Raw genomic sequence first — 12,321 nt, 5'->3', positions numbered from 1 at the left:
TATTTTTTCTCCTATTAAGGGATAAAATAAATAAAAAAATTAAAGAGGCGACTGACAGATGTTGAAAAAAACCGGATTAGTGATGATTGCTTTCCTTCTTGTTATCTTGACCGCTTGTAGCAGCAGCTCAGGAAGTAGCAGTAAAAAAACAATTGTAATGGGGACAAGTGCAGATTATCCGCCATTTGAATCGGTTGATACGGCGCACGGCAATCAGATTGTTGGATTTGATCTTGACATGGCTAAATATATTGCTAATCAGCTGGGTTACAATTTGCAAATTAAGAATCAGGATTTCAGCGGGCTCATTGCTGCGCTGAACAGTAAGCAGGTTGATTTTGTCATGGCAGGAATGGTTGATACGCCTGCCAGAGAGAAACAGGTCGATTTTTCAAAAACTTACTATGAATCCTATCAGGTTGTGCTGACAAGAAAGGATTCGAATATCAAATCTGTTGCCGACCTGAAAGGAAAGAATGTCGGCGTTCAGCTAGGTTCGACTCAGGCAGCATTGGCACAAAAACTGAATAAAACGATTCCGATGCATGTTCAAACTTGGGACAAGGTCAATGAAATGGTCGCTGCTTTACAGGCGAAGCGATTAGACGCGATTATTACGGTTGATACGGTTGCATACGGGTACACGAACAAGGATAAAAGCCTGGAGCAGCTCAAGATTGTACTTAATGGAAAAACACAGGCTGATCCAATCAGCGTTGCTTTCCCGAAGAACAGCAAGCTTAAGGCACAGTTTGATAAAGTGCTGCAGAAAATGAAAACAAATGGAAAAGAAGCGCAATTGGTGAACAAGTGGATTAAAAATCAATGATTTGAATCAACAGCAGGCAAGAAGGAGGTTGCGCAATGCTTACAAGCTTACTTAACGGATTCAAAACGATTGCGCCTTCCATTCCGTACATTATCAACGGAATTTGGGTGACACTGGGCATCGCGCTTGTTGCTGCGATTATCGGTTTTGTTCTTGGTACTCTGCTCTCCTTATGCAAAATCGGCCATATAAAAGTGTTGAACGGGTTCGCAAGGGGATATACGTCACTTTTTCGGGGGACACCGCTGATCATGCAGCTTGCGCTGGCGTACTTCGCGATTCCGCAGCTTCTTGGACTCAGCAATGTTAATGCTTTCCTCTGTGCTGTTCTGACTTTCGGACTCAATTCAGGCGCTTACATGTCGGAGATTATTCGATCCGGAATCAATGCCGTCGACAAGGGGCAGTTTGAGGCGGCAAGCGCACTTGGCGTGAGATACTGGCCGATGATGAAAGATATTATTCTGCCGCAGGCGATCAAGAATATTCTGCCTGCGATGATGAATGAATTTATTACGCTGACCAAAGACTCAGCGATTGTTTCGACAATTTCCGTCACGGATCTTATGCGGCGGTCGCAGATTGTCTCTGCAAACTATTTTCTCTATTTTCCTCCGATGTTTGTAGCGTTTATACTTTACTACATTGTGGTCATGATCCTGACCTTCTTGGGAGGATGGCTGGAAAGGAGACTGAACCGAAGTGATCAGAGCTGAGCATCTTTATAAAAATTTTGGTGATTTAAACGTTCTGAAGGACGTCTCTCTGGAAGTTAATAAAGGTGAAGTGGTCGCGGTTATTGGCCCGTCCGGTTCGGGCAAATCAACTTTTCTGAGATGTATTAATTTACTCGGCAGACCGGATCAGGGAAAGGTTATTATTGATGACGAAGAAATAACAGCCATGCGTCCAAAGCAAGTCGTGAAAGTCCGGGAGAAAGTAGGGATGGTTTTTCAACATTTTTATCTGTTTCCACACAAGAAGGTTTTGGAAAATCTCATTTATGCGCCAATGACGGTTAGAGGTCTTTCCAGAGAAGCGGCCGAAGAAAAAGCAAAGAGTCTTCTGAGTGAAGTTGGACTGCTTGAAAAAGCCGATCAGTATCCGAGCAAATTATCAGGCGGTCAGAAGCAGCGTGTCGCAATAGCCAGGGCACTTGCAATGGAGCCGGATTATATGCTTTTTGATGAACCGACGTCCGCGCTTGATCCGGAAATGGTTAAAGAAGTACTTGACGTGATTCAGTCGCTGGCTGTTTCGGGTATGACGATGATCATTGTGACGCATGAGATGGGGTTTGCCAGAAGGGTTGCCGATAAAGTCGTTTTCATGGATGACGGCCGGATTCTGGAAAGCGGCTCCCCTGATAAATTTTTCGATGCGCCGAAAACGGAGCGTGCCAAGGACTTTCTTGAAAAAATATTATGATTTTTCAGCGGAATCCGCTTGGTCTCCGGTTCCATGAATCGTGTTCCAATCCCTTTCGATAATCCGTATCAGGCTCATCGTACTGTTGTCGCTTAGCTTGTTCGTGGCGATGATCAGCGAAGTTTTTATTTTGACAGGCTGTTTATTCAAACTGATTTCATGCAGTTCCTTTGAGATCAATTCTTTTTTGACCAGATTACGGCTGATCAGGCCGATTCCAATGCCGCTCATCACAGCGCTTTTCACAGCTTCAAGACTGCTGGATTCAATGATTCTGGTAGACTTAATGCCAGCTTCCTGAATATAATGCTGCATCTGCTGTTCAAAAGGGCCATCGATTTCATATTTAATAAACGGATATTTGATCAGAATGTCCCGAAGTGAATAGTGATCATGAAGCGCTTTTGAGACGATCAGGATAAGGTCTTCATGTTCAGAAATAACGATGTTCGTAATCCCGAGTTTTCTGTACGACCCCGAGATGATCCCAATGTCGAAAGCATTGCTGTCTATTCCGGCGATGACTTCGTTGCTGTGGCATGAAACCAGCTTGATGCTGATTGCCGGGCATTCTACCAGAAATTTGCGGATAATCGACGGAAAATAGTGCGTGCAGAAAGTTTCCGAAGCAGCAATGACCAATCTGCGGCTGGTCATCCGGCTTTTTTTTAACAGAGCCTGATTCATGTCGTCAAGCGTGGCAAAGATTTTGTCGGCATACTGCTTCATGACTTCTCCATGCGGAGTCAGAAATGTCTGTTTGCCGATACGAAAAAATAAAGGGTTGTTTATCTCTTCCTCCAGCGCGCGGATTTGTGAGGTTACCGTCGGCTGCGAGAAGTTGAGGATTTTTGCTGTTTTTGTAAAATTTAGATATTTAGCTGCTATCTGAAACGTTCGCAGGTTCCGGAGTTCCACAAAGATAACCTCCTTGCTGTCTATTTTCGTTAGAATTTGATTTTTCTCGCACACAAGACACTGAAGAAAAAACATTTAGCTTAATTATATAATAATAACTTGATCTTTCGTACGGAAATCTCTTGCCGCCGGTCCTTGTAGCGGAAGACCGCCATTTTATTCAAAGAAAGGTTATGAAAATTATGCCTGAAAAAAGTATGTATGAAAAATCGCTTGATCTTTTTCCTCCCGTTGCCAGTCGTGCGACACATCTGGGCATTGTTAAGGGAGAAGGTGCCTATGTCTGGGATGAAACGGGCAAGAAATTTCTTGACTTCGCCAGCGGTGTTGCCGTGGTCAACTGCGGACACAATAATCCTGCGGTTGTTAAAAAAGCTAAAGAACAGATGGATAAACTGATTCACGGCGGACACAATGTTGTCTATTACCAGTCATATATTGACCTGGCTGAAAAAATACTGGGCCATGTCGGACATGATTACAAAATCTATTTTTCAAATAGCGGAGCCGAAGCTAATGAGGCAGCCATTAAGCTGGCGAAACAGGTGACTCATCGCCCGGGGATCATCACTTTCAAACGCAGTTTTCATGGCCGGACACTTGCGACCGCTACACTAACGGCCTCGAACGCAAAATACAGACGGAACTATGAAGGGCTGCTCCCAAGCGTCTACTACGCTGAATGTCCTTATGCAACCCGTACCGGACTGACGGATGAAGAGGAAGTGGCTCGTTGCCTGAACCAGCTGAATGAGATTTTCCATGATCTGATTGAGCCGGAGCAAGTGGCTTGCATGATTCTTGAACCTGTTCAGGGGGAGGGCGGCTATATCGTACCGCCCCAATCATTTTTACAGGCTTTGAGAAAAATTTGTGATGAACACGGCATCTTGCTGGCATTTGACGAAGTGCAGACCGGATTCGGACGGACCGGAAAGATTTTTGCTTATGAAAATTTTGGCGTCAAACCTGACATTATGTCACTTGCCAAGGCAATTGCCAATGGATTCCCTTTGAGCGCTATTGTGGCCAGACGCAATCTGATGGATCAATGGCCGGCCGGGACGCACGGAGGCACATTTGGCGGCAATCCGGTGGCCTGCGCTGCCGGTGTGGCAGTTTTTGAACTGCTGGAAGGCGGCCTGGCGGATCATGCTGCTGAAGTTGGAAGCTATTTTAAGAAGAAGCTTCAGGCATTAAAAGAAAAGCACGATGAAATTTTAGAGATCAGAGGGCTCGGCCTGATGATCGGTGCAGAATTTGTTGACCGTGACGGAAAACCGGACGCTGCGCTGGTCGCATCGATCCGGGAAAGGGCAGTGGAAAAGGGACTGATCCTGCTTTCCTGCGGTGTGGATCATAATGTCATCCGCTTTATTCCGCCGCTGATTATTACTGAGGAACAGATAGATGAGGCAATGAAGATCATTACTGAAAGCCTTGAGGAATCGCTGCAGACTGTGCACTAATAATCAGCGTGTTTTCCATGAGGGTGCGGGGCGATTAAAAAATCCTGTGCTCTTTTTATTTAATCTATATTTTTAAAGCGCTGTCATAGTGTGCTAAAATAAAGCAGGGACGTGGGACAATATTGATGAAGGTGGGACAAAAAATGTATCAGACGATTATGACAGATCTGGATGGAACGGTGCTTACGCTGGCCAATACGGTGACGAATGAATTGAATGATTACCTGAAAGCGCTGCGCAGTCGCGGTGTACACATCTTTGCGGTAACGGGCAGGTCGCTCGACAGGGCGCTTAAGGTCTTGCCGGATGACTTTCCGATCGAGGGTATTGTGACGGCAAACGGCATGTCGGTTTATGCCGGAACAAAACAAATTTTTCAGGGTGCATTGCCAAAACAACTCGTCCAGAAATTATTGTACCGTGCGGAATCCGAGAAAATCTATTATCAATTGGATAAGGACAACGGCAGCATTGCTTTAACACGTGACAAAACTTATTTTTTAGAGCAGATCAACAAGGATCGGCCGGAATCTGTGTCGGAAAATGAGTGGCTGTCGCGCAGACAGGCTGTTTCCGGGGAACTGATTTGGAAAGATGGGCTGAGTGAGAAGGAACTCTCGGAAATAAGCAAAATCTATTTTTTCAGTGAGAGTGTGGAAAGAATGAAGAAATGGAAAGCTGACCTGACAAAACTCAGCGAAGCGATACCTTTTGATTGCTACTCTTCTTCTCACAGTAATGTTGAGGTCAATCAAAAAAATATTTCTAAAGCCAGCGGCATTCGAATTTTACTGGACTACTTCCATTTGTCTCCTGAAAAAGCCATCGTTTTCGGCGACGGGGAAAATGATCTGCCGATGTTCCAAATTGCCGGTCATGCTGTTGCCATGAAAAATGCGCCCGATCATGTACAGAAACAGGCCGACGAAGTGACTGATTTTTCATACACTGGGAACGGGCTTTACCATTTTCTGAAAAAGACATTTGGTTGAGGCAGTTTGAGGGAGGGCATTTCGCCCACTGAAATGATGCACATTGCCGATACTATCATTGCGAGAAAAGGTTGCCATTCCAGACCACATTCTCCAGATCACATTCCGGATCAATTGATATGCCGGAACGAGAGATGTTCGGCATCCAAGTTTTCCTCTCAGTCGATCTATATGTTTTTTTGTACTCGTGATGCTAACATGCTGTCGCATGGACCTGGATGGACGGGGAAGGATAACGAGTCCACAGTAATTGTTTTGAGGGGCCGTCACCTATGTTTTCGGTAAAACAAATCAAACGGTCGTAACCATCAATGGAAGAACAGGATTTGAAAAAATGAAAGATATCACCAAAATTCTGGGAAATCATTACGCCATCTCTACAGAAGATGGAGAACTTTCATTGATAAGACACAGCGCGTTCAATTAGATATTTCTTACTCTAATTGGGATATGAACCTATGTTGGATAACCAACCTTATTTTAACCTAAATACGTGGTCTGTAATTATTGCGCGACAATTTGAACTGCACTTGAAATTTTGAAGTTCCAGCCGATATATATTTGGTATATGGCTCTCAACAATACGGCTTGCCGCTTTCCTGACGGTGGAACACTTTACCCGCTGTTTACAAATTTGTCACAAATCGAAAAACCTCTTCTTTTCCGCTCTGTTATCCCAAAAAATGTTTTATACTCCTCAACAGATCAACATCTTGTAATATATATACTCTTGATAACACTATATATTGTTCTATAATACTTTTATAAAGTTGATCGGGAGATGGTAGAGTTGATCAAGGAGCCTGTACAGAAAACTAAAACATTAGATGACAAAATACGTGATTTAATAAATATGGATGAATATGTGGCGAATGAAAATGCCAATAAGGATGAAAAAGTTTTTAATACACAGCGTGATTTGCTTGCCGGGGTTGCCGCCAGGGATTACGCATTGCGCCATATTCTTCCGAAAGAATTTGCTGACGCACATAATGCGGGTATTATTCATTTCCATGATCTGGACTATTCTCCGTTCTTCAGCATGTACAACTGTATGTTGATTGATTTCAAAGGAATGCTGGAAAAAGGTTTTTCAATCGGGAACGCCGATGTGGAGCAGCCGAGATCAATCAAAACCGCGACGGCTTTGGTTGCGCAGATTGTGGCCAACGTTTCATCCAATATCTATGGCGGGACTTCGTTCAACCGTGCGGATGAAGTGCTGGAGCCCTATGCGAAAATCAGCTTTAATAAGTATTTGAAAACGGCAAAAGCATGGATTTCCGATCCGGAAGGACAGAAAAAATACGCATACGCGATGACGGAAAAAGAAATCTATGATTCGATGCAGTCGCTGGAATATGAAATCAATACACTGTTCAGCTCCAATGGACAGACACCTTTCTTCACATTAAATTTCGGTCTCGGACGTTCATGGTTTGCGCGCGAGATCCAGAAATCAATCCTGAAGGTGCGGATTCTTGGCCTTGGCCGTGATCACAAAACAGCTGTTTTCCCAAAGCTCGTATTCACCGTCAAGCGCGGTTTGAATCTTAATGCCGGTGACCCGAACTATGACATCAAAAAGATGGCTTTGGAATGCTCGACCAAGCGGATGTATCCGGATATTCTGAATTACGACCGAATTGTAGAAGTCACCGGCGATTTCAAAGCGCCGATGGGCTGCCGTTCCTTCCTTCCTTCCTATCAGGAGAATGGTGAATACATTACAGACGGCCGGAACAATATGGGCGTTGTGACCCTGAACATTCCGAGAATTGCCCTCGAGTCCAATGGGGATAAGGCTGCGTTCTGGGACCTGTTTGAAGAACGGCTGGATCTTGTCTGCCGCGCGCTCGAATTCCGTATCCACACGCTGGATAAAGTCAGCGCGAATAATGCGCCGATTCTCTACCAATATGGAGCGACCGGCAAACGGCTGCACGGAACGGATAGCGTGAGTGATATTTTCAAAAATGGCCGGGCCACTGTTTCCATGGGGTATATCGGGCTGTACGAAGCAGCAACTGTTTTTTATGGGCCGGAATGGGAGCACAATCCGGAGGCCAAGTCGTTTACCTTGGATATTGTCAAACGATTTAAGGAAGTTTCGCAGCAGTGGCGCACGAAAACAGGGTATGCATTCAGTGTTTATGCGACACCTTCAGAAAGCCTGACAGACCGCTTTTGCCAGCTGGACAAACAGCATTTTGGCAATATCAAAGATATTACTGACAAAGATTATTATACGAATAGCTTTCACTATGACGTCCGGAAGAAAATTAATCCATTTGAAAAAATAGATTTTGAAAAAGATTATGAGCCTTATACTGCAGGAGGTTTTATTCATTATTGTGAATTCCCGTCATTGATCAATAATCCTGAAGGCCTTGAAGCTGTATGGAATTATACGTATGATCGGATCGGCTATTTTGGCACGAATACGCCCATCGACAAATGTTATGAATGCGGCTATGAGGGTGAATTTGAGTCGACAGCTGAGGGGTTCAAATGCCCAAGCTGCGGCAATCACAATCCGGAAACGACATCGTGTATCCGCCGGCTGTGCGGCTATCTCGGCTCGGTCATTCAGCGCAAGCCAATCAAGGGCCGCCTGAAAGAAATCAACAGCCGTGAAAAACAGCAGTGCTGATGACGAGACAGACGAGAGGGGGCAGGCGCGAAGGGCGGAATAGTATCCGCGATCGCGCCCGAGAGCAATGAATTACGCAGATTATAAACGTTTTGACTTTCTGAACGGAACGGGAATTCGCCATTCCCTCTTTGTGAGTGGTTGCCATTTTCACTGCAAAGGGTGCTGGAATGCGGTTGCCTGGAATCCGAAATTTGGAAAGCCGTATACCGAGGACGTTGAAAATAAAGTTATTGCTGATCTGAATCAGCCGGGTGTGCTTGTGCAGGGACTGTCATTGTTGGGCGGAGAACCTTTTGACCATCCGGACACGCTGACACGTCTAGTTAAGCGGGTTAAGTCGGAGTGCCAAGGCAAGGATATCTGGTGCTGGACAGGATTTCACTTTGAAGACTTGATTCATGATCCGGAGCGAAGAGAAATGCTGAACCAGATTGATGTGCTGGTTGACGGACCATTTGAGATTGGCAAACGGAATCTGAAGCTCAAATTCCGCGGCTCGTCCAATCAGCGCGTCCTGAACGTCCAGGAATCATTACAAAAGAATCACGCCGTTTTGAGGTTCCAATAAGATATCAAAAGCCTGGTCGGGAATTAAATTCCGGCCAGGCTTTTGTGTCATTTTTTATTTGCAATTTCGTCCATACCCTGATTTGCCAGTGCATCCGCCCGCTCATTGAGCGCGACACCATGGTGCCCCTTAACTTTATTAAAAGTGATTGATTTCTGACCGCCCGCCAGTGTACTGAGGCGCATCCACAGCTCCTTGTTCTTGACAGGCTGGCCGCTCGCAGTTTTCCAGCCTTTCTTGACCCAACCGGGCACCCAGCTGTTCATCCCATTGACAACATAAGCACTGTCAATATAAAAAGCGATGGGAATCTGATCTGTTTTCAATGTCTCAAGAGCCCGGATCGTTGCTGTCAGTTCCATAATGTTATTCGTTGTGTTTTTTGCGCTGCCGTGCAGTTCTTTGGTGCGTCCGCGAAACTGCAGCACGGCGCCCCAGCCGCCGACATTATGATCTTCCTGATTGCCGCGGCATCCGCCGTCGCAGTAAATGATGATGTTATCCAAACCGGATCACCCATTTTCGCTGAAAGTCGTGAATAACTATTATTATAAGCCGGGAGGTACATATTTGGGAACAAGGCGTTGAGTTTCACTGATGATCAGCAGCCGGGGGTTGGAAGAAGATTTCAAACAATGAACGCACAAACCAGTGAAAATGACAGACCAAGCAGCCTTAGAGAAAATGTGATTAAAAAAAGTTAGAATAAAAGTTAAGAAAAAATTAAGGAAAAAAGCAGTTAATAAACCATAGGGATGGATTGAGACGAGATCCGTGCCAGAAAGAGGAGCGTGTAAGATTTTGAGAATTGCTGTAGTTGGTGCCGGAGCGATCGGATGTTTTTTCGGTGGGCTTCTAGCAAGAAAAAATATGGATGTCACATTCGTAGGAAAAGGGCGGACACTGGAACGCCTCCAAAAGCATGACTTGATCGTCAAAAGCATCCGTGGAGATTTTTCACTGCCGGTAAAAGTTGTTGATGCGGAACACCTTCAGAAAGAAGATAATTATGATTTTATTCTGCTTTCCGTGAAATCCACTGCTCTGGACAATGTGATCCCTGAACTGCAGATGCTGTCAGGGCCGAGAACAGAAATTGTCTGCCTGCTCAACGGCATCGGCAATGAGGAAAAACTGGCCGCAGTTTTCGGCGATGATCATGTTGTCGGAGGCTCTGCGTTCATATCGATTATCCGGGAAGAGCCGGGAATCGTGAATCATGTAGGTGAAGGGACGCTTGCGATTGGTGAATGGAAAAAAGGAAGGGACAGTAAATCGCTGGACAACCTCGCTGAAGTATTCCGAGATTCCGGAATAAAAACGGAAATATCAACCAATATTCGTCAGGTGAAATGGGAAAAACTGCTCTGGAATATTATTTATAATCCGCTCACCGCACTGACACGGACACGGGTCGGAGAAGTGCTGGACGATGCCGACCTGGCTTTTCTTCTTTCGCAGGTGAAAGCTGAATTCCTGAGCACAGCCGATGCGGCGGGGGTTAAAATCGGTTCTGAGTCTGTGGACAATGTGCTGCTTCCGAATCCGGAGGTCCAGAACCACAAGACGTCTATGCTTCAGGACTTGGAAAACGGAAGAAAGATGGAATTGGAAGCTATTCTTGGATTTGTCATTAAAACAGCTGGTGAATACAGGATTCCGGTAAAAACGATTGAGACAATCTATCATTTGCTCAGATTTGTGGAAAGAAAACAAGAGAAAAAACGGAGATTCACAGAATAATATTTTGTAAGAGCCTGTTCAAAAAGGTGACGAAGGAGACGGTTGCAGGCTAAAAACGCAACATCGTGTTGCAACCTGCACTAGGTCCATCCATGACCATCGGAAGGTCGAGGCGGCGAAGTTTCGAGGACCGGAGCGTAGATTGGCGTTACGTGAACGAGCACAGGACGTGCTGACTTCTGCGTTGTATGCAGGACGCGCACGCCTTTAGCAGAAGATCCTTTTAACTGAGACGGGCGTTGAGATTCGCTGCTGATCATTCGGTGGCTTTTTGAACGCCCTCTATAAACCATATTTGTTGAAATGCAATTTTTTTAAATAAGCAACTGACTATGGTTGCGTGCAGAGAAGGAGAGACTTCCAGGTGAATTCGAAATTGAAAAGTGCCGTCTTGATGTTTCTGATTCTACTCTGCAGCTCATTACTTTTGACCCATTTGTTAGTGAAAGAATATGATGCGGTAGCGAAAGCGGAAAATACACGGACAGGGAATTTGAAGCGGGTGGCTGTTTCATCCGAAAGGCCTAAGCAAAAGCAAAAACAGCAGATACCAAGAAAAAAACCGTTAGTGAAAAAGCAGGCGAAGTCTTTACCTGATGAAGCACATCTCTCGGAACCTTTTGTCAGTCAGGAGCCAGAACTGCCTAATGGCTGCGAGATTGCAAGCCTGACGATGCTGCTTCGTTCGGCGGGAATCCCCGCAAATAAGATGATCCTGGCCAACCAGATACCTAAGGTACCGTTTTCTTCGGGAGGTTATATGGGGAATCCCAATGACGGGTTTGTCGGCAATATGTACCATGGACCAAGTGATGATCCTGGTCTGGCGGTTTACCATGGGCCGGTGGCCGGACTTGCCAGTAAATATCTGGGCAACCGCGTTGAAGATCTGACTGGATGCCCCTGGTCAAAAGTTGAGGAGCAGATTGCTCAGGGCAGACCTGTCTGGGTCATCACGAGCATTAATTTCATGCCGGTTCCCGCTTCTCAATGGGTAAACTGGCATACAAGGGAGGGGAACATCCGCATCTCATACATGGAACATTCGGTTTTAGTCACAGGATACGGAGAAAAATTTGTCACCATTAATAACCCCCTTTCCAGTGAGGGGGGCAGCCAGGTGGACAAATCTGACTTCATTGCTGCGTGGGAACAGTTCGGCAGTCAGGCGATAACCTATGGACCTGCGAAATAAAATTCTCTATGTTTCGAAATTATTTGGCAATGGTATTTTTTGCATAGGTGCTTTCTCAGCATAGAGGAACTTTGAAAAAACAGCCGGCGTACATAAGTCGCGGTCATGAATCACTGAAATGTCTTGTAAAATTTTTCCGTGTGCGCTATATTTAACATTATAGAATACGTAAATCTCTGATATCTAAAGGGCAAAGCTGTTGAAAAGCAGCGACGCAAAGTCTCAGGTCTAAAAGCATTAGTGCTAATGATGGCTGGACCACCGTACTTGACTGTTTATTGTTGAACATCAGGCGTAAATGAACGGAGATTTTTATGGTTATTTATGGATCTATTCAAGATTCGCCACTATTATGTTACTTATGGCATGGACATAAGGACATATTATAATAATCATAAATTTTCATTAATCTCTTTGATTTTCTCCTCTAGCGTAATGCATGTTCAATACCTCAGGTGTATCAATCGGAACGGCTATTCTTTGCTTACCCCTTTATTTGTCAAGAGATGAATATTTTCTCGGA

Annotated in this window: 10 protein-coding genes, 1 pseudogene and 1 riboswitch; of the genes and pseudogenes, 9 read left to right on the top strand and 2 right to left on the bottom strand. The window is 45.1% G+C overall.

Annotated features, from left to right (window positions below):
* Positions 1 to 58: 58 nt before the first annotated feature.
* Genes COP04_RS00390 through COP04_RS00380 form a run of 3 tightly spaced genes read left to right on the top strand, consistent with a single transcriptional unit; the run spans position 59 to position 2,257 of the window.
* A complete protein-coding gene (locus COP04_RS00390) occupies positions 59 to 829 on the top strand; it encodes a transporter substrate-binding domain-containing protein (RefSeq protein ID WP_100486124.1) in 771 nt (256 codons plus the stop codon).
* Between the two features lie 35 nt (positions 830 to 864).
* Positions 865 to 1,545, top strand: a complete 681-nt coding sequence (locus tag COP04_RS00385; RefSeq protein ID WP_100486122.1) for an amino acid ABC transporter permease — start codon at positions 865 to 867, stop codon at positions 1,543 to 1,545.
* Complete coding sequence (locus COP04_RS00380; RefSeq protein WP_100486120.1) at positions 1,532 to 2,257, top strand: amino acid ABC transporter ATP-binding protein; 726 nt, start codon at positions 1,532 to 1,534, stop codon at positions 2,255 to 2,257. Before COP04_RS00385 ends, COP04_RS00380 begins: the two co-directional genes overlap by 14 nt.
* Here the strand turns inward: COP04_RS00380 and COP04_RS00375 are convergent.
* Positions 2,252 to 3,175: a LysR family transcriptional regulator gene (locus COP04_RS00375; RefSeq protein ID WP_162297061.1), complete on the bottom strand. Its 924-nt coding sequence runs from the start codon at positions 3,173 to 3,175 to the stop codon at positions 2,252 to 2,254. The two genes, COP04_RS00380 and COP04_RS00375, sit on opposite strands and share 6 nt — an antisense overlap.
* 182 nt (positions 3,176 to 3,357) lie before the next feature.
* On the opposite strand from COP04_RS00375, the gene COP04_RS00370 reads away from it, so the two are divergent.
* From COP04_RS00370 to nrdG, 4 genes and pseudogenes are all read left to right on the top strand, one after another.
* A complete protein-coding gene (locus COP04_RS00370) occupies positions 3,358 to 4,644 on the top strand; it encodes an aspartate aminotransferase family protein (protein WP_100489466.1) in 1,287 nt (428 codons plus the stop codon).
* Positions 4,645 to 4,787: 143 nt separating this feature from the next.
* On the top strand, positions 4,788 to 5,636 hold the full coding sequence (locus COP04_RS00365) for a Cof-type HAD-IIB family hydrolase (protein WP_100486117.1): 849 nt from the start codon (positions 4,788 to 4,790) through the stop codon (positions 5,634 to 5,636).
* Between the two features lie 808 nt (positions 5,637 to 6,444).
* A pseudogene (nrdD, locus tag COP04_RS00360) lies at positions 6,445 to 8,289 on the top strand (anaerobic ribonucleoside-triphosphate reductase); the annotation flags it as partial.
* 67 nt (positions 8,290 to 8,356) lie between these two features.
* Positions 8,357 to 8,860: an anaerobic ribonucleoside-triphosphate reductase activating protein gene (nrdG, locus tag COP04_RS00355; RefSeq protein ID WP_100486113.1), complete on the top strand. Its 504-nt coding sequence runs from the start codon at positions 8,357 to 8,359 to the stop codon at positions 8,858 to 8,860.
* A gap of 47 nt (positions 8,861 to 8,907) precedes the next feature.
* On the opposite strand, the gene rnhA is transcribed toward nrdG, so the two are convergent.
* On the bottom strand, positions 8,908 to 9,366 hold the full coding sequence (gene rnhA, locus COP04_RS00350) for a ribonuclease HI (protein ID WP_100486111.1): 459 nt from the start codon (positions 9,364 to 9,366) through the stop codon (positions 8,908 to 8,910).
* A 295-nt stretch (positions 9,367 to 9,661) separates the two neighbouring features.
* Here rnhA and COP04_RS00345 point away from each other — a divergent pair, with 295 nt between their 5' ends.
* Together COP04_RS00345 and COP04_RS00340 are read left to right on the top strand one after the other, a co-directional pair.
* Complete coding sequence (locus tag COP04_RS00345) at positions 9,662 to 10,603, top strand: ketopantoate reductase family protein (protein WP_100486109.1); 942 nt, start codon at positions 9,662 to 9,664, stop codon at positions 10,601 to 10,603.
* Positions 10,604 to 10,967: 364 nt separating this feature from the next.
* Positions 10,968 to 11,798: a C39 family peptidase gene (locus tag COP04_RS00340; RefSeq protein WP_100486107.1), complete on the top strand. Its 831-nt coding sequence runs from the start codon at positions 10,968 to 10,970 to the stop codon at positions 11,796 to 11,798.
* A gap of 179 nt (positions 11,799 to 11,977) precedes the next feature.
* A riboswitch (cyclic di-GMP riboswitch) is annotated at positions 11,978 to 12,064 on the top strand.
* The last annotated feature ends 257 nt before the right edge of the window (positions 12,065 to 12,321 follow it).

It is taken from the genome of Sporolactobacillus pectinivorans (genome assembly GCF_002802965.1).
Taxonomy (GTDB): Bacteria; Bacillota; Bacilli; order Bacillales; family Sporolactobacillaceae; genus Sporolactobacillus; species Sporolactobacillus pectinivorans.
This window is presented reverse-complemented; position numbering and strand designations above follow the sequence as displayed.

Bases quoted from the DNA above. Each gene is read 5' to 3' on its own strand.
- COP04_RS00390 (WP_100486124.1), top strand. From the start codon at position 59: ATGTTGAAAAAAACCGGATTAGTGATGATTGCTTTCCTTCTTGTTATC.
- COP04_RS00385 (WP_100486122.1), top strand. From the start codon at position 865: ATGCTTACAAGCTTACTTAACGGATTCAAAACGATTGCGCCTTCCATT.
- COP04_RS00370 (WP_100489466.1), top strand. From the start codon at position 3,358: ATGCCTGAAAAAAGTATGTATGAAAAATCGCTTGATCTTTTTCCTCCC.
- COP04_RS00365 (WP_100486117.1), top strand. From the start codon at position 4,788: ATGTATCAGACGATTATGACAGATCTGGATGGAACGGTGCTTACGCTG.
- nrdG (WP_100486113.1), top strand. From the start codon at position 8,357: ATGAATTACGCAGATTATAAACGTTTTGACTTTCTGAACGGAACGGGA.